Annotated in this window: 17 protein-coding genes; 8 read left to right on the plus strand and 9 right to left on the minus strand. The window is 34.6% G+C overall.

Annotated elements, in window-relative coordinates:
- Positions 1-188: 188 nt before the first annotated feature.
- Positions 189-1283, minus strand: a complete 1095-nt coding sequence (ychF, locus tag ACQH3L_RS03440; RefSeq protein WP_010962597.1) for a redox-regulated ATPase YchF — start codon at positions 1281-1283, stop codon at positions 189-191.
- A gap of 117 nt (positions 1284-1400) precedes the next feature.
- Between ychF and ACQH3L_RS03445 the strand changes: the two genes are divergently transcribed.
- Together ACQH3L_RS03445 and ACQH3L_RS03450 are read left to right on the plus strand one after the other, a co-directional pair.
- Positions 1401-2333 carry a hypothetical protein gene (locus ACQH3L_RS03445; protein ID WP_095742689.1) on the plus strand — a complete coding sequence of 311 codons (933 nt, stop codon included), beginning with the start codon at positions 1401-1403 and terminating at the stop codon, positions 2331-2333.
- A gap of 75 nt (positions 2334-2408) precedes the next feature.
- Positions 2409-3584, plus strand: coding sequence for a CCA tRNA nucleotidyltransferase (locus ACQH3L_RS03450; protein WP_010962599.1), 1176 nt, complete (start codon positions 2409-2411; stop codon positions 3582-3584).
- On the opposite strand, the gene ACQH3L_RS03455 is transcribed toward ACQH3L_RS03450, so the two are convergent.
- The 3 genes from ACQH3L_RS03455 to ACQH3L_RS03465 form a co-directional block, all read right to left on the minus strand.
- A complete protein-coding gene (locus ACQH3L_RS03455) occupies positions 3568-4464 on the minus strand; it encodes a hypothetical protein (protein ID WP_425384601.1) in 897 nt (298 codons plus the stop codon). The two genes, ACQH3L_RS03450 and ACQH3L_RS03455, sit on opposite strands and share 17 nt — an antisense overlap.
- Entirely contained in the window at positions 4430-5341 is a 912-nt protein-coding gene (locus ACQH3L_RS03460) for a hypothetical protein (RefSeq protein ID WP_425384602.1), read from the minus strand. The genes ACQH3L_RS03455 and ACQH3L_RS03460 overlap by 35 nt, the downstream gene beginning before the upstream one ends.
- Positions 5342-5476: 135 nt before the next feature.
- Entirely contained in the window at positions 5477-6010 is a 534-nt protein-coding gene (locus tag ACQH3L_RS03465) for an HK97 family phage prohead protease (protein WP_070357044.1), read from the minus strand.
- A 1253-nt stretch (positions 6011-7263) separates the two neighbouring features.
- On the opposite strand from ACQH3L_RS03465, the gene ACQH3L_RS03470 reads away from it, so the two are divergent.
- Positions 7264-8361 (plus strand): type I glyceraldehyde-3-phosphate dehydrogenase, encoded by a 1098-nt coding sequence (locus ACQH3L_RS03470; protein WP_010962604.1) that lies wholly within the window; start codon positions 7264-7266, stop codon positions 8359-8361.
- Positions 8358-9119 carry a twin-arginine translocase subunit TatC gene (tatC, locus tag ACQH3L_RS03475; RefSeq protein WP_010962605.1) on the plus strand — a complete coding sequence of 254 codons (762 nt, stop codon included), beginning with the start codon at positions 8358-8360 and terminating at the stop codon, positions 9117-9119. Before ACQH3L_RS03470 ends, tatC begins: the two co-directional genes overlap by 4 nt.
- Positions 9120-9172: 53 nt before the next feature.
- Here tatC and ACQH3L_RS03480 read toward each other — a convergent pair whose 3' ends face one another.
- Positions 9173-9628 (minus strand): arginine repressor ArgR, encoded by a 456-nt coding sequence (locus tag ACQH3L_RS03480; protein ID WP_010081874.1) that lies wholly within the window; start codon positions 9626-9628, stop codon positions 9173-9175.
- Between the two features lie 125 nt (positions 9629-9753).
- Between ACQH3L_RS03480 and ACQH3L_RS03485 the strand changes: the two genes are divergently transcribed.
- Genes ACQH3L_RS03485 through ACQH3L_RS03495 form a run of 3 tightly spaced genes read left to right on the plus strand, consistent with a single transcriptional unit; the run spans position 9754 to position 11760 of the window.
- Positions 9754-10488, plus strand: coding sequence for an ABC transporter substrate-binding protein (locus ACQH3L_RS03485; protein ID WP_038198776.1), 735 nt, complete (start codon positions 9754-9756; stop codon positions 10486-10488).
- Positions 10488-11135: an amino acid ABC transporter permease gene (locus ACQH3L_RS03490; RefSeq protein WP_022626279.1), complete on the plus strand. Its 648-nt coding sequence runs from the start codon at positions 10488-10490 to the stop codon at positions 11133-11135. The genes ACQH3L_RS03485 and ACQH3L_RS03490 overlap by 1 nt, the downstream gene beginning before the upstream one ends.
- Positions 11119-11760: an amino acid ABC transporter ATP-binding protein gene (locus tag ACQH3L_RS03495; protein WP_425384603.1), complete on the plus strand. Its 642-nt coding sequence runs from the start codon at positions 11119-11121 to the stop codon at positions 11758-11760. The genes ACQH3L_RS03490 and ACQH3L_RS03495 overlap by 17 nt, the downstream gene beginning before the upstream one ends.
- 390 nt (positions 11761-12150) lie before the next feature.
- On the opposite strand, the gene ACQH3L_RS03500 is transcribed toward ACQH3L_RS03495, so the two are convergent.
- Positions 12151-13350: a phage major capsid protein gene (locus tag ACQH3L_RS03500; RefSeq protein ID WP_425384604.1), complete on the minus strand. Its 1200-nt coding sequence runs from the start codon at positions 13348-13350 to the stop codon at positions 12151-12153.
- A gap of 48 nt (positions 13351-13398) precedes the next feature.
- Between ACQH3L_RS03500 and ACQH3L_RS03505 the strand changes: the two genes are divergently transcribed.
- Complete coding sequence (locus ACQH3L_RS03505; protein WP_425384605.1) at positions 13399-13692, plus strand: hypothetical protein; 294 nt, start codon at positions 13399-13401, stop codon at positions 13690-13692.
- Between the two features lie 192 nt (positions 13693-13884).
- Here ACQH3L_RS03505 and ACQH3L_RS03510 read toward each other — a convergent pair whose 3' ends face one another.
- The 3 genes from ACQH3L_RS03510 to ACQH3L_RS03520 are packed head-to-tail and all read right to left on the minus strand — an operon-like array spanning position 13885 to position 16759.
- Positions 13885-14682 carry a hypothetical protein gene (locus ACQH3L_RS03510; RefSeq protein ID WP_425384606.1) on the minus strand — a complete coding sequence of 266 codons (798 nt, stop codon included), beginning with the start codon at positions 14680-14682 and terminating at the stop codon, positions 13885-13887.
- 49 nt (positions 14683-14731) lie between these two features.
- Positions 14732-15406, minus strand: a complete 675-nt coding sequence (gene pyrF, locus ACQH3L_RS03515) for an orotidine-5'-phosphate decarboxylase (RefSeq protein ID WP_425384607.1) — start codon at positions 15404-15406, stop codon at positions 14732-14734.
- Positions 15407-15436: 30 nt separating this feature from the next.
- Complete coding sequence (locus ACQH3L_RS03520; protein WP_010962610.1) at positions 15437-16759, minus strand: hypothetical protein; 1323 nt, start codon at positions 16757-16759, stop codon at positions 15437-15439.
- Positions 16760-16840: the final 81 nt, after the last annotated feature.

Genomic DNA, 16840 nt, shown 5'->3' on the forward strand with positions numbered 1-16840 from the left:
AATTTATAAAAAAACAATAGATTTTTTGTATCTGTTCAGGGGCATCGCAAATATTGAAGCAAAGTGGTCAGTGCTTACTGTACGAACATTGTGGTTTGAGAGCAATCTCCGCTAGGGAGGATGTCATCCCAGTGCCCAGACACTGGGATCCAGAAAACTTAACTTTAAATAAGTGGCTGCATAATAAACTACACATTAAACCTAAAGTGCATTATATCGCCATCTTGCACGATATAATCTCTGCCTTCAAAGCGAATTTTTCCTGCGTCTTTGCAAGCTGATTCACTTCCATACTTTATGTAGTCTGCAAAGCTTATTGTCTCTGCTTTTATAAAGCCTTTCTCAAAATCAGTGTGGATTACACCTGCTGCTTTATCGGCTGTTGACCCTATTTTTACTGGCCATGCACGTGCTTCTTTGGGGCCCACAGTAAAGAAAGTTATCATACTCAGCACTTCATACATAATACGCGCTACTCCATCAAGGCCTGATTCTTGTAAGCCAAATTCTGATAAAAAACTCTGTTTTTCCTCTTCACTATCAAGATTTGCAATATCTGCTTCGAGTTTTGCTGAAATGCAATAAAATTTGCTTTTATTTTCCTCCGCCATCCTCTCTACCTTTTTAGATAATTCATTGCCAGTTATAACATTTGTATCTTCAACATTGCAAACGTACATAACGGGCTTTGTTGTCAGCAATTGAAGCAACTTCATCTCATCTTCATTGATATTCTCCAAACTTCTTGCAGGTTTACCTAATTTTAAAGTAGCTAATACCTCTTGCATTAATTCAAGTTGTCTCTTTAGCTCTTTATCACCTTGCTTTGCTTTCTTTTCCAATTGAGGAAGCCTTTTTTCTATGCTATCAATATCAGCTAGGATTAATTCCATTTCTACCACTTCAGCATCTGATATTGGATCTATTTTACTGTGTATATGGCTGATATCGTCATCCGTAAAGCACCTGAGCAGATGAACGATGGCATCAACTTCTCTGATATGGCTTAAAAATTTATTGCCAAGCCCTTCGCCTTTGCTCGCACCCTTTACCAGACCTGCAATATCTACAACTTCTAATTGGTTGTAGATTACCTTCTCTGAGCCTGCAATTGCTGCGATTTGTTTCAAACGTTGATCTTTTATCGAAATCTTGCCTATATTTGGCTCGATTGTGCAAAAAGGATAATTTGCAGCTTCGGCTGCACTTGACTCTGTAAGCGCATTAAATAAGGTTGATTTTCCTATGTTTGGTAACCCAACTATACCGCAGTTAAAACTCATATTTGCTATGTAAAATTATAACTATTGCATAATTTAAAAATTTCTGCTATACTTAATTAGTCGCTTATTGACAATTTTGTTGGTATAATAATATATAGCTTAAATTAAGGTAAAACTATGACTACAGCTAAGAAACGGAAACTACCAAGTGACTTTCATGATGTTGAGGTTGGAATAAAAAGGCCCAGGATCTCAGGGCAAGAAATAACTCTTTTAAATAGTAACCCTTACCCTGACAATTTCTATGTAGGACAAGCAATTGGTAATGGAAGCTGTTTTTTTGACTCGTTCAGGCAAAGTCTAGAACAACAGACAGGAGAGCAAGTTACTGCCGAAAAATTAAGAAATGATTGTAGGGAATTTGCGCAAAAGAATCCACCAAAGTGGTTTACAAATGCAATTGTCAATAGTCATGATAACAATGGCCAGCACCGTAGTGAAACTGTAGATGATTATACAGCAGACATTATGCGTAACAGTAGGTGGGGTGATCCTGACGTTGAAGGCAGAATACTTTGTGAAAAGTATAAGGTAAAGCTACATGTTATAGAGAACCAGACTGTTGATAACCAAGATCTGTCTTTGCATGAATTAATAGACAATTCAGGTTCAAAAAGTGCAGGTGAATACAATAAAGTTGATTATGATGATAGTAGTACTGTGCATATAATAAACAAAGGCGGATTGCATTTCGAACCATTGCTTGATAGAAATAAAAGTTCAGCAAAACAACTGCAAGAGGAAACCAAACTTAAACAAGAGCAAGAACAAGAAGATTTCCTATTAGCAAAAAAACTGCAGCTAGACGAGATCTTAGAATATTGTAACCTTTCAAAGGATATCTCTGAGAGAGCAGAGGTTGAAAAGGGATTTGATAAGTTATTGGCAGAAAATGCTGATGGAAAAATTGGTGATGTTGTAGGGCAGTGCGTTAGTGATATAAAGCAGCGCATAGAGCAGCAAAACCCTTCAAGTTTACTAAGATGTGGTACGGAATCGATGGCAGAACCATTTCATCAACAACGAGCACCACAACTTGTAAAATCTTAATAGCCCTGTATATTTTTATATAGGGCTTTTGCAAGCATTTCATATAATATGAACTTGCAGTACGTACTAACCTAAATGCAAGTTGACCATGAGACTAGTTTAATTATTGATGCCATAGAGGAATTTGGTGGTGAGGCTAGGCTTGTCGGCGGGTGTGTGAGAGACTCAATTTTGCAGCGTGATGTCCACGACATCGATTTAGCTACTAATTTGCTTCCCAATCAAACGATTAAAGCGCTAAAACTCCGTAATATAAAAACTATTCCAACTGGCTTAAAACATGGAACTATCACTGCGGTTCTAAATCAGAGGTCTTTTGAAATTACGACACTAAGGCATGATGTGAAATGTGATGGTAGGCATGCAAAAGTAGAATTTACCAATAATTGGCAAGCGGATGCTTCAAGGCGCGACTTTACATTTAATGCTCTGTATGCAGATAAGCATGGCCATATATATGACTACTTTGGTGGTATAGAGGACTTAAAAGCGCGAAGGTTAAACTTTATAGGCAACGCTGAAGATAGAATTAAAGAAGACTATCTACGTATTCTAAGAGCTTTTCGTTTTCATGCAAAAATATGTGTCGGAGATTTGAGTGATGAAATACTAAGCGTATGCAAAAAGCATTCGCATATGATCCAAAACCTCTCTGGAGAGAGAATAAGAGATGAAATACTTAAATTGCTGGAGTGCAATGATCCTTTTCCAACACTTAAGAGCATGCAAGAATCTGATGTTTTGCAAAAGATTATCCCAAAAGAAGTAAAATGCGAAATTCTGTCTTCGCCACTTCTTTTGGGCACTGATGCACTAGTAAAATTAGCGTTACTCCTTAGGGCTACTAAAAAAAATGACAGGTTAAGTCTTGGAGAATATGTAAGCAAATTTTTACGTCTTTCGAACAAGCAAAAGAAAAAGCTGCTATTTTTACTATCCAACGATATCAAAACAGAACTCTCAGAAAAAGAGCAAAAAAAATACATATCTTTATTTGGTAGAGAATTATATTGTGATTTAGTGAAAATTTGTGGTGTTGAGTCTGGAGAAAATGTTGATGAATACATTTCATTTGCTAACACATTCAATATTCCAAAATTTCCTTTATCTGGCGATGATTTAATAAGTATAGGTCACCAGCCAGGAAAAAGTTTAGGTAGAAACTTGGAATTGCTAAAACAACATTGGGAAGATAGCTCCTACACTTTAACAAAAGAGGAGCTGGTGCTTTATGCTAAGAACCTATTCTAACTGCTTTCTGACTGTTCAATGAATGTATGCTTGCAATATTAGGGGAACTCACAGAGGAATTAGGTATATGTTCTTTTTTAGCTTTTTCTGTTAATTGATATTCGTTTACTCCTCCTTGAGTTTGATTACACATTCCCTGATCTGGAGATAAAAATTTATCTCTTATGCTTAATGCCAGTTGTAACTCTTGAATCTTATTTGAAAAACATTTCATTTTAGCCTCTGTTAATTTTCCTGTAACAATTTCTTTAAGCAATTCTCCTGAGTCGTTATTATTATTATTCTTGCTATTAAAGCTGTGCAAGATAGAGTCTACAATCTTATTTACCCCTTCTTGTTTGTTAAATTCTAATTTTTTTACGCATTTTCTAACAGAAGGTGACAACTTGGCTTTTAACGTGTCATCTCGTAGTTCTTTACCCATATTTTTTCCAATGTTACAATGTTCGTTGACAACTTCTTTAACCTTAGCTTCTATGATCTCCCTTGCGGATTGTTTCAAATTACTTTCTAATAATTCAAGCAGCTTACTGCTTTCAAATTTGCCATCATCTTGATTTGATAGAGACTTTATAGTTTCATTAAGCACGTTATGGCAAAAGTGTTTCTCTTTAAATTCAGGAAAACCTTTTTTTAACTCCTCGTTTTTCCCAGATAAAAAGTTATTGAGACCCTTATCCCTAGAAAGCTTATTGGGCAAGTTTCGTAATTTTGAAAGAGTTGATTTTGCAGTAGATACTGTACTCACTGCACCTGCCTTTTTAGCCAATTGACCTTCTTTTGCTTCCTGTAGTTTCTTAGTGTCAGCTTTCAATTGACCTTCTAAATCAATCTCCAATTGTTGTTTAGATTCTTGAACACTTTGTAATTGCTTCCCCAAGTTCTCCTTCACCCAATTGAGCAGTCAATGTATTCACACTTAATCGTAGAGCTTTGTTTTCATGACCTAAGTCACTGACTTTATTTTCTAATTCAGTATTTTTGTCTTTAGCCTGACACAATTTATCAGTCTGTGATTTAAGTAAAGCCACTAATTTGCTAGCTTGCCATTGTTGATTCAATTCAATTAATTTATCCTCCTTGTCCTTTAACCTACTCTTAAGTTCTATTATTTGTGCTTGCAGACTTTCATTATCTTTCCTAGTAGCTTCAATTTCTTCTCCTTGCTCTCTTATTATCATGTATTGATCAAATATAGTTTTCTGTTGTTCATCAACTTTATCCTGCATTGCTTTTTTATCTTGTTTGTATTTGGTTAGTTCCTCTTCTCGTTCGCCTGCATCTTCTGTAAGTCCCTTATAACTCTTTTCAAGTCCTTCAATTGCAGATCGTAATTCTCTATTTTCTTCTTTTAAGGAAGCATTTTGTAAACGTTCAAGTTCTAATTCCTGATTTATGCCCTCCAGCTGTTCTTCTAATGCTTCATCATCTTCCTCTGTTATCAATGCTACTCCATCAGTCTGAACCCCTCCATCTTTGTTTATCACTACACTTTGGCTCTCTTTCTCTACAACTTCAGGTTTTAAGTCAACTTGAACACTTCCATCTATTGTCTTAAAAGCATCAGTTTGAACTTCATTGTTTGCAGTAGTTTTATCGTAGTACAAAATATTTTCTGCCCATCTATTCCATCTCTTGGGCAATATTCGTCCAATCGTTTTTAGATATAACCAAGCAAATACAGTAGACCAGCTGTATTTTTTTTCCTTTCGCTTAATATTAATTTCATAATTAACCTTATTATTAATATTTAGCATAAAATTACCTTATTTTTTAACTTTAATTTACAGAAAATTTTAATAGTAATAAAGTTATATATATTAGTATAAATGTTAAACAAATACTAACGCAGGTGTCAAATTATGGTAAAGTCTTTGCCCGCCTAATACACTTTAAGCAGAAATGTACATGTCTGCAAGTACAGCATTTGCTTTTTCTATCGCTCTTGCTAACACTCCCTGTTCATTGTTCTGATTTTTCACATTGATTACCTGAGCAGCCAAGTTTGCAGGAAAAGTGACCAAACTGACTTCCCATAATTCCACTTGTTTTAACACTCTAGCTCCACTTTTATGATCAACATCATACTCTATAGGTATATAGCCGATGGAAAGTCCGTTAATTGCCCCAGTTTTGAGCATCAAATACACTTCTTCTGCTTTCTGAATACCCAAAAGTAAATGTGCGGTTATATACAGGCCAACATCATTTTCATAAATATCTATGATACTACCTATAGGTTCGTCAGGATTATGCTGCCAAAGGAGTTTTATTTTATTTCTGTTTAAATTTTCCTTAAATGCTCCGGGCAATATCAGATCATTTTGTTTATCAACTATGTTAAAAACGCTCGCATAACCAGAAAATACACCGTTTTCTCCTATACTTTTTATTGACAATGGTGAATAGAGAAATTTCTTATTCATAAAGCCTCCTGTAGTATTGGGAATTTTGTTTCGCAATGCACTGCGATATAATTCTATTATATGCAGTGCTCTAAAAGGGGGAAGCACTTTCTTAGTTACTAAAAACGCTAAATTGTAATATGGTACAATGTTACAACGATGTCATGAAAGTAGCTGAAACTGGTTCCTTTATGACGGCAGTACCTTCTCCTGTCATCCGAGTAGCCTCCTTTTTTTGCCATCCCAGTGCTTGACACTGGGATGGCTTTGTTGCATCGCTACTTATGAAAGGCTAACTATAGTTAGGATTATAAGCAACCTATTGAAAATCTTGTTTTTTTGCAATCAATCTGATCAAATTTAAGAATAGTAATTTGTTATTTATATTAATAAATTTAATTCTATTGAAAATAGCTAAAGCATTGAAATTCTTGAATTTTAGCCGGATTGGTAAATGGTAGTGAAATTTCTTTTACTCAAATTTAGGTATTCATTGACCGTTCTTGTTATAAATACCAGAATAATAAGCTACTGATATTCCCTATCTTTTTTATCTTTAATCCATCATAGCTAGCGATGCAACAAAGCCCACTGGGATCCATAAGACTTAATTTCAACCAAGTGGCTGCATAATAAAGGCTGGATTCCAGTGTCAAGCACTGGAATGACATCACAGGGGCATTGACCTCTCTTGGGCTCTTTTAGCTATAAACATTAAGAAATTTACCAAATGAAAAAAAAGGCAAAAGAAGCCCTGGGGTTATTATCCGCTTTAAAATATTGGCGTTTTTTATGTTTTAAACGTTTGACAAGCAAGATTTAGCTGCTTTTAATTGCAACTAACCTACGCTGCAAATGTTTAAGAAATTTACCAAGCAGAAAAAAAGACAAAGAATCCCCGAGTTAGCTAGTCTTTTACTATCTCTGTCAAGTATTGGCATTTTTTGATGTCTTGTAACGCTTTATAAGCGCGTTCAGCTTATTTAGATAAAAATCTAGATGTAGATGAAGTTTTGTAAAGACATACAGTATCTATATACTGCAAAAAATTAAACATAAGACGCCGATACATTAAGTAATCCTTACCTTTTAATCTGCAGATTGGCGAAAGCAAATACAATAGCTTCAGTTTCATGATAAGGGGGCTGGCGGAGTTTGTCAAGCAAGTTTTTAGCCCTGTCTCCTTGCTATAATGTTCATATCGATAGAAAAGCAAAAGAATAAAATGAAATATCAAGTGATATCCTCTATAATTAAATTTTTTGAATGAAGAGATGACGATTCGTGTAGGAATTAATGGTCTGGGTAGAATAGGCAGAGGCGTATTGCGTGCTATTTTCGAAATAGAAGAATATAGCAAACAAATAGAAGTTGTAGCTGTCAATGGATCGCTCAGTGCAAAGCAGCATGCACATTTGATTAAATATGATTCTGTTCATGGCAAATTCAGTGGTGATATTGATTTTAATGAGTCTCAAAATTGGATTTCTATAAATGGCAAAAAGTTTTCTTTATATAGAGAACGGAATCCTGAAAATATTCCTTGGAATGTTGATGTAATACTTGAATGTACTGGTGCATTCAATAAACGTGAAGAAGCAATAAGGCACAATGCAGAGAAAGTAATTGTCTCTGCTCCAGTTCCGGATGCTGATGTCACTATAGTTTATGGTGTGAATGACGATATGCTCGAAAAAGAGCATAAAGTGATATCAGCAGGTTCTTGCACTACAAATTGCCTTGCTCCGATTGTGAAAGTCCTACACTCCAGTTTAGGTATAAAAAGCGGTTTTATGACTACTATACATGCCTACACGAATGATCAAAATGTTCTTGATGGTAATCATAAAGATTTGCGTAGAGCAAGGGCTTGCGGATTATCTATGGTGCCAACTACAACCGGGGCAGCAAAAACAATTGGTTCTATAATTCCTGAATTAAAGGGCAAGCTAGATGGCACTGCCGTCAGAGTTCCGGTTAGCAATGTTTCTATGGTTGATTTTACATTTACGACTGATAAGAAAGCGACCGTTAAAGAAATCAATGAAATGTTTAAGGATGCAGCTCTCTCCTCTACGTCATTCCAGCGCGTGACGCTGGAATCTAATTTCTGGATCCCAGTGTCAGCTACTCGGATGACATCAGAGGGTACTAGGATGACAGAGGGTTATCCAATGTCAAATGTACTTTCTATATGCGAGGAACCTTTAGTCTCAATAGATTTTGTGCATAACCCTTATAGTGCAATTGTGGATTTAACTGGTACATATGTTACAGGTGATATATGCAGGGTTGCAGCGTGGTATGACAATGAGTGGGCTTTTTCGCTGAGAATGTTAGACATAGCATTATTGAGCTATAGTAAAGTATGAACTGGAACTCAAGCAAATACGCCTCATTTTATGAGCACTTTGCGGAACTCAGAAAAAGAGTTATCTTTTGCTTTCTATTTTTTTGCGTTGCTTTTGGTTTTTGTTATTACTTTAAGGAAAATATATACCGTTTTTTACTCGCACCTTTAATAGAAGCAACAAAAGGTAGCGAAGGTTTTTCTTTAATTTACACAGACTTAACAGAGGCATTTTTTGTGTATCTCCAAGTTGCAATAATGAGCGCACTTTTGTTTTCTTTTCCTGTGTTTGCATGGCAATTTTATATGTTCTTAGCACCTGGGTTATATAAAAGTGAAAGGGCAGTGTTGTTGCCATACTTGATTGCAACACCGGTTTTATTTGTAACGGGAGCTACTGTAGTCTATTACTATATATTTCCTTTAGCCTGGAAGTTTTTCATCACTTTTGAACATAGTGGGAAATCTTTCGGTATACCAATAGAGTTTATGCCATCAGTTAGCGAATATTTAGACCTCGTTCTCCAATTTATGTTTGCTTTTGGCACTGCATTTCAAATTCCAGTAATACTCACATTAATGGTGAGAGTAGGGTTACTCACTACACAAAGTTTGTCAAATAAACGCAGAATCGCGATAGTGGTAATTTTTATTATCGCTGCAATCTTAACTCCACCTGATGTATTAAGCCAAGTAGGGCTTGCAATACCTATGCTGATTCTATATGAATTGTCCATTCTGATATGTAGGTATATTGAAAAAAAGAAGACAAAGATTTAAACAAAGAAATCCCTCTTATCTCCTTTATATCACATTTTTAACTTACAACATTCTTATTCAGGACTTAAATATGGAAATGTTTCATAAATTGATTGTAATACTTTGTTAAGTTCAGCCTTACTTTTGATGATCAATAATACTGTATCATCACCTGCTATAGTTCCTATAATTCCTATGTTTTTGCTATTATTTAATGAATAAATAACATACTTCTGATCTAGAAAGTAAGCTAGGCTGCTAGCTTGTCCTGGTTGAGTGTGTAGTACTATTAAACCAAAATCCGAAATTTGCATATTAAGTATTAATGGTAATCGATATTGGTTGATGTCAATTACTTTATACATACCAGCAACTTTGGCAATTTTAAGTTTTTTTAATTTTCTTGATAAAGTAGCCTGAGGAATGTTGTGCCCTCTTTCTTTAAGCAAGGTCTGTAAATCGCTCTGCTCTAAAATTTCGTGATTTTGAATAATATTTAAAATATGTTCACCTAGTGTGTTGTCATGCATTATGCATTTTCCTCATATTGAATATGTAATAAGTATATTTGAAATTATATTCATTATTTCTTGACTATTCAATTTTTAATGTCTATATTCATAAGATGAATAAAATATGAATATAAATTAGTAATATGAAAAAATATATTTTAAATGCTATTATAGTGATAAGTATTCTATTAACAGGATGCAAGGAAAATAAACACGATAATATCATTAGATTTGCAATTTCTGCAGATTATCCACCTTTTGAATATTATGAAAATGGTAAATTTACTGGCTTTGACATTGAGCTTGCTCAATTAGTAGCAAAAGAGTTAGGTAAAGAAGCGATATTTAAAGATATGCAGTTTAGTGCTATATTTGCAGCATTGCAAAGTAATTCTGTAGATGCTGCTATATCTACTATTGGTAGCACAGAAGAGCGTGAAAAAAATTTTGATTTTTCAAATAGTTATTATACAGGGGAATTTGGTATTCTATATCACAAAAATAAACCCATAGCCGGTATAAACAACTTAACTCACAAGAAGATAGCCGTTCAACTAGGAACTGTCATGGAAATTTGGCTAAAAGAGCATGTTCCTACAACAGCTCAAATTATTGCTATAGACAATAATAATCAAGCTGTAGAAACATTAAAGTCTGGTCATGTTGATGGCGTCCTAATTGATGAATTCCAAGGTAAAGTATTTAGCAAAAAAAATCCTGGTCTATCATGGTCAGCCACTGCCAAGTTAGATGGTGGTTATGTTATTGCTGTGAATAAAGGATCTGCTTTAAAGGATAAAATAAACGAGGCATTAAAAAGTTTAGAAAGTAAAGGTGTAATACAAAAAATAGCAGAAAAATGGCTAGGAGATAACTGATGCAGGAATTAATTTCTAATTTCTTGTTTGTTGGAACAGGCCTTGCCTTTACTTTAAAATTATTGATTGGAGGACTGCTTTTAGGTGTGAGTCTAGGGGGATTATTGTCAGTACTCAGATATAATAAGATCTGTATTCCATTAATTAATGGAATTATATCTGTAATACGTGGCACCCCCCTTATATTACAGTTAAGTGTTGTTTATTTTATGACCCCAACCATTGCAGGAATTAAATTAAACATATTTAGTGCTGGCATTATAGCATTTGGTCTAAATAGCTGTGCTTATATTGCTGAGATTTTACGAGCTGGTATTGAAACTATATCAAAAAACCAGTTTGAAGCAGCTAAAACTTTACAAATACCTAGTTTCTATATGTGGAGAGATATTATATTACCACAAGTTATTAAAAATATTCTTCCTGCAATGATAAATGAGATCATTGCACTCCTTAAAGAAACGGCATTAATCTCTACTATTGGTGGTGTTGATATTATGCGCTCTGCGCAAATGCTTGCAGCAGAACAATTTACTTATTTTATACCACTTTGTCTTGCTGGGGCTTATTATTACGCTCTTGTATTACTAATTGAATATATAGGCAAAAAGATTGAACAGAAAGGTATATATGATAAAAATGCATAATGTTTGTAAATTATTTAATAATGTTCCAGTACTTAATAATATTAACCTGATTATAGAGCAATCTATAGTTGGTCTTGCTGGTCCTTCTGGTAGTGGTAAATCAACATTGTTACGTTGTATACAAAAACTCGAAGTTTTAGATTCTGGTAGCATTGAATGCAATGATAGTACTGGTTTTGTATTTCAGGATTTTCAACTTTTCTCACATATGACTGTCTGGGAAAATCTTACATATGCTCCCAAACTTAAAAACAAAACTCAGGATCAAAGTGATTCACTACTTGAGTCTTTGGGTATTGCCTCTAAAAAAAATGATTACCCTAGTAATCTATCCGGTGGGCAAAAACAGCGGGTTGCGCTTGCCAGAAGCTTAATGATGAATCCAAGGATTCTATTATGCGATGAGCCAACGTCTGGTTTAGATGTAGCAACAATAGTCGACGTTGTGAAACTACTACAATCAGTTAGAGATATGGGTATTACTATGATTATCGCTTCTCACAATTTGGATTTTTTAACAAAAATATCAGATCGGATTATTCTGTTAAAAAACGGAAAAATAATTGTAGATATCAATCCTAAAGAAATTGATGAACCAACAAACTATTTAAAAAATAATTATTAAAAGAGAATCACTCATATCATACTGAAAGCTATAACAGATCTTAGCATCGAAAATTACATAATATACATTATGGAAAACAAAATTACATAATGTAAGAAGCAATGCTAAAAATAAAATCACATAATATAGCAAACTATAGCTAACCCAAGAAAGGTTTTCCTACGTCATACCGCCGCGATATCTCAGCATAGATTCCGCTAACAAGTAGCGGAATGACGAATTTTTGTTTTTCAAACTGTCGGTAAATCTAAGTCAGTTTAGCTATATGTGTCAAGCACTGGGATGACACCCTCCTGATGGGCCAAAATCACAATGTTCGTACAGTTATGGAATGAATCGCGGTATGACGTGTTGCTTTGATCAGCTATAAAGATGATGCTGCGGAAGTTTTTAGTACTTGCTCGCAACTTTCAACAATTTAATAGCACTGGTGTTTACAACCTCTCCGCCGACACGCTTAGTGACAAAAAACCTCACATAAGGTTTATTCGTATAAGGGTCTCTTAATATTCTCATTCCTCTGTTATCTACAATCTTATAAGCTTGTTTGAAATCTGCCATCGCAATTACTGGTAGCTGATTGTTTGGCGCTGGTGGCATATCGGCAGATTGATATACTGGTATTCCCATTAAAGTATCTGGAGCTTCAAGCGACAGACTTGGCTGCCAGAGATACTGACCTGTTTGAGATTTTAGCAGCCTGATATCCTTCAACGTACTCCTGTTCATCAAAAATGACGAATTTTTGGAATAATATTCGTCCAGAGAGTAATACAACATCATTATTGAATCACTATCTAATTTTTCAGTTTTAACTTGCTCTATTTTATTATAACTGTTTCCATTTTCATAAGCTAAAATTCCTTTTGGTTGAAAAGTGCCCTCACCCTTAATGAAGGCTTCGCTTTCTTCCTTACTAAAAGTCTCGGCAATCTTTTCCACCAGCCAACTCTCAACATCGACAAACGCATCATCGAGTAACTTTTGTGATATTTGTGGTTGAGCATATAACTCGTAAGTTGTGACGGAAATCTTTTGGATTTTGGGCGTGTCCGTATCTTTTGCAAAATCATACTTAGACTTATTGCCACCGTCCTCATCATCTACTGTTTCACTGCTCCAACCTGCACCGGCGCGGTCAAAATCTTCTATAATGTAATCCAATGTTTCAGTAGAGATTCTTTGACTGGAGCATATTTGTCGCATTGGGGACGAATCAGTTACGCGCTTGTTTATGCGTTTTACAATATGCGGAGTAACTAGATACCCCCCGATATCACTGTCATCTCCACTGAGGGTTTTGTGTGATAAACCGCTTTCCATTCCCTTGCGGATATAATCAGAAAAATATTTATCGCTTGTGCTAAAATCTGTATTTACTTCTGGGCGTTGAGCTGCAGTTTCGATCAAGTCTAAACGCTCTTTGCAACTATCAATGGCATTATTTACCTTGCATAGCTGCTCAATTGTTGCAGAATCAGCACGCCCTTTGCTTTCAATTTCTTTTAGTTTGCGATCATTTATTAATTTAAATTGCTCCCATGATGAAGCGAGTTCATTGATACGGTGAGCGATATCGGTAAGTGACATAATAGCCTCCTTTGAAAATGAAATAAAAATGGAAATAAGGTAATAGGAATGGCATCCATAGATGTTCCCCACAGTTGTACGAATATTGCAATATGGTACATAGTAAACGATGTCATCCCAGTGCTTGACACTGGGATCCAGCTTCTATGCAACTTAATTAAAAACGTTTGTTTTAGCGTAAGACAACTACCTTTAGCTCATCAGCTCAGTTATAAGCAAAATTTCTGGATTCCAGTGTCAAGCACTGGAATGACATCATCTGTTGTGCAATTTACCTTTAAAAATGAATATCCGTACAGTTATGTGCTTGGCACTGAAATGGCATCATTTTTTATCTGTTGAAAATGTAAACCGAAAAATAGCGTGGCACTTTGTGCCACGCTTAGTGCTGTAAGCTTAATCCAGTAATTAAATTAAGCGAGGTAAAATAAAAGATAATGACACTATATAATGTTCGTTCTTTTATGTCAAGCACTTTTTTGAATTTTTTTGGTGATAATTTTTATCCAGTTATTTTATTATTGTAGTATAATTTCAATGCCAGATACTATCATTATGATCACTATCTAAATTTAAATCGTAATTATCATCAAATTTATATATCCCCTCCATCTCTTCTCTATGCAATTCATGTGAATCACCTAAAGCTTTTTGATTAGAAACGTCAACACAATACTGTAACAGTGCTCTTAATGCTCCAGCACTATCTTGATCTAAATTAAAATTGCTAAAATCAAATTTCTGCATATTCTCCACATGTCCTTCTCTACATAACCTACATATCTTAGCAAAAGCCCTTTCACTTTCTCGACTCCAAGCATTAAGAAAGTAAGGATCTACTACTTTGCTAAATTGTTTCTCTATCTCTTCAAGAGAGCTCTCTGGATTAAGTTCTAATATTACTTTGAAAATCCCACTGCCATGGAATCCATAAAATTTACTAGATAAGCTATCTTTTACAAAATTAACTGCATCATCTATTGTAACACCAGAGCGAGATTCAAATATCATCTCAAATGCTCCATAACAACTATCAATACCAAAATTAATTATTTTTTCCATAAAATCAATTGCCTCTTCTAAGGAAATTTGTGGCTTATTCCTCAAGATAACTTCTAAACTCTTGACAAAATTATGCCCATGCTGACCCATAGCATGGGTTTTCCCATTTATTGTATAATGATATAGCTTCTTATTTTCTATTATATGCTTATTGCACTGGTAGATATGTAGCTTATTCAATTTGCCAGAATATTCCTCTATTTCCTTATCTGGTAATTTTGAGCGGAATTCCTTGATTACTTCGCGTATTATTCTATTGATATTACTCATGCTTATTCCTAATTAATATGTTAGTATTTTTATAAATTAAGTTATTATATTAAAATTCTTTCATGGATTTCAATATTAGCTCCGCACTACTTGTAGTTTTTATAATGGGTCTGCCAATGACGATATAATCAGCTCCTGAATTTATTGCTTCTTTTGGTGTTGCTGTTCTTTTTTGGTCGTCATGACCTGGATCTATACGAATTCCTGGAGTAATAATTTTAAAGTCTTCACCGCATTCTCGGCGCACTTCCTGAGCTTCCAATGCAGAACAGACTATTCCATAGAGTCCAATCTTTTTTGCAAGCTTTGCAAGCAAAATTACCTGTGATTTTACTTCTCTTGCTACTCCAAGCTCGTTTAAATCCTCATTGCTCATACTAGTTAGCACTGTCACTCCAATCAGCTTTATTTTTGTGCCTTGCACTACACTTAGCGCTTCTTCAAGCATTTTTGTCCCACCGCTGATGTGCAGAGTTAACATTTCAACGTTCAGAACTTTTATTACTTCAACTGTTTTAGCTACAGTGTTTGGAATGTCATGCAATTTCAGATCTAAAAAAATTGGTACATTGCATTTTGCAACTTCTTGCACTCCAGAAAGACCTTGAGCAGCAAAAAATTCTAATCCCAGCTTTACCATGCCAACTTTACCACGCAGAGCATTAGCTAGAGAAATAGCCTTATTTAAGTCTTGTGTATCCAGTGCGCATATTATTGGGTTCATTATCTTGCATGATTTATCTTATAATAAGACTCATTGTTGTGTTTTGCAAATACTTTCACTCTGATTGAACTGACTGCGTTCATAAGATTCTGTCAATAGTGAATTTGGCAACTTGGTCGGGGTGGATGAGCGACTGACAAATAATGATTCATATCCAAGATCTTCCAGCGAAGAAGAAGGCGTTTCGTCTGGCAAAAGCCGTGCAATTTCTCCTTGTAACGCAGACTTTAATATTTGAATCGTATCTAATATTGCTTTTCCATCATTATTTCTTATTGGTTCTTCTATATTGTCTGTTACGCATCTTATCAACAGTTGCGCAAAATTCACTTGTTTTTCTTTCTCTTTCAAAAAATCTTCTATTTGACTGTCTCGTTCTAAAAGTGAATTTCTTAAACTTTTTACTTCATTATTACAATCTTTTCTTATCCCATCTAACTCAAAAGATTGATTTTTAATTAAACCATTTGCTTCATCTAACTCTTCAAATTTCTCTTTTAATTCTTTAGATAAATTTTTCTTTTCTTTGTTGACCTCTTTAATTTTACATTGTAGCTTATCTAAGTTTGCATGCAGCCTTTCTTGTTCTTCACGTAATTCCTCTACTTCTTTAGAAAGTTTATTTTTTTCCTTATTCAATGCCTCTACTTTTTCACTAAGTTCATGTTTTTTCTCACGTAGTGCCTTTTGTACTTCACGTAACGTTTCTATTCTATCATTTAACCCCTTATTCTCTAGCTCTAAATGTTTATTATCATCCACTTCCATCTTCAGCTTTGCAATAAATCTACTTCTTTCTTCCAACTGTTTCTTTAAACATGAGATTTCAAGTTTTAATTTCTCTTCCTGCTCATTAAGCTTACCTATTTCCTTTCTTGTTTTGTCCAATTCATTGTCTATTTCAAACGTACGATTCTTTGCTGTTTCTAATTTTTTCTCTAAAGATTTTTTTTCTTCAAGAAGAGATTCTCTCTCAACTTCTGACTCATTTACTTTCTGATCCAATCTTTTTGCTCTCTTGTCTAAATTTTGCTTTTCTCGAGTTAATTCATGTTTTAATTTTTCCACTTCTTTGTTTGCAGCTTTTTCAGCTTCCTTTCCTAGAGTTATTTTATTTTCTAACTCTTGCTCTTTCTGAGCGAATTTATTTCTCTCAACCTCTATTTTTTTATTATTACTAATTATTTTATACGAAAGTGCAAGCACCAAAACAGATAATGTAGCTAAAGCAAGAATTAGAGGAAGAGGCACATTAGAAGTTACAATAAGCGCTAAAGATGTAAGTAACGTAAGAGTAGCTAAGGAACTAGCTATAAAATAAAATGTGTTAGCCTCACTAAGCAAATTGCTCATTACTCCCCTCCTCCCCCCACGTTCAGCAGTCTTGTATATATTTATTAAAATTCTCTTATCTGTGGAGGAATTATAGTGCTG

This window comes from Wolbachia endosymbiont (group A) of Sturmia bella (genome assembly GCF_964030905.1).
In the GTDB taxonomy this organism is placed as follows: Bacteria; Pseudomonadota; Alphaproteobacteria; order Rickettsiales; family Anaplasmataceae; genus Wolbachia; species Wolbachia pipientis.

Bases quoted from the DNA above. Each gene is read 5' to 3' on its own strand.
- ychF (WP_010962597.1), bottom strand. From the start codon at position 1,283: ATGAGTTTTAACTGCGGTATAGTTGGGTTACCAAACATAGGAAAATCA.
- ACQH3L_RS03445 (WP_095742689.1), top strand. From the start codon at position 1,401: ATGACTACAGCTAAGAAACGGAAACTACCAAGTGACTTTCATGATGTT.
- ACQH3L_RS03450 (WP_010962599.1), top strand. From the start codon at position 2,409: ATGCAAGTTGACCATGAGACTAGTTTAATTATTGATGCCATAGAGGAA.
- ACQH3L_RS03460 (WP_425384602.1), bottom strand. From the start codon at position 5,341: ATGCTAAATATTAATAATAAGGTTAATTATGAAATTAATATTAAGCGA.
- ACQH3L_RS03465 (WP_070357044.1), bottom strand. From the start codon at position 6,010: ATGAATAAGAAATTTCTCTATTCACCATTGTCAATAAAAAGTATAGGA.
- ACQH3L_RS03470 (WP_010962604.1), top strand. From the start codon at position 7,264: ATGACGATTCGTGTAGGAATTAATGGTCTGGGTAGAATAGGCAGAGGC.
- tatC (WP_010962605.1), top strand. From the start codon at position 8,358: ATGAACTGGAACTCAAGCAAATACGCCTCATTTTATGAGCACTTTGCG.
- ACQH3L_RS03480 (WP_010081874.1), bottom strand. From the start codon at position 9,628: ATGCATGACAACACACTAGGTGAACATATTTTAAATATTATTCAAAAT.
- ACQH3L_RS03485 (WP_038198776.1), top strand. From the start codon at position 9,754: ATGAAAAAATATATTTTAAATGCTATTATAGTGATAAGTATTCTATTA.
- ACQH3L_RS03490 (WP_022626279.1), top strand. From the start codon at position 10,488: ATGCAGGAATTAATTTCTAATTTCTTGTTTGTTGGAACAGGCCTTGCC.
- ACQH3L_RS03495 (WP_425384603.1), top strand. From the start codon at position 11,119: ATGATAAAAATGCATAATGTTTGTAAATTATTTAATAATGTTCCAGTA.
- ACQH3L_RS03500 (WP_425384604.1), bottom strand. From the start codon at position 13,350: ATGTCACTTACCGATATCGCTCACCGTATCAATGAACTCGCTTCATCA.
- ACQH3L_RS03505 (WP_425384605.1), top strand. From the start codon at position 13,399: ATGGCATCCATAGATGTTCCCCACAGTTGTACGAATATTGCAATATGG.
- ACQH3L_RS03510 (WP_425384606.1), bottom strand. From the start codon at position 14,682: ATGAGTAATATCAATAGAATAATACGCGAAGTAATCAAGGAATTCCGC.
- pyrF (WP_425384607.1), bottom strand. From the start codon at position 15,406: ATGAACCCAATAATATGCGCACTGGATACACAAGACTTAAATAAGGCT.
- ACQH3L_RS03520 (WP_010962610.1), bottom strand. From the start codon at position 16,759: ATGAGCAATTTGCTTAGTGAGGCTAACACATTTTATTTTATAGCTAGT.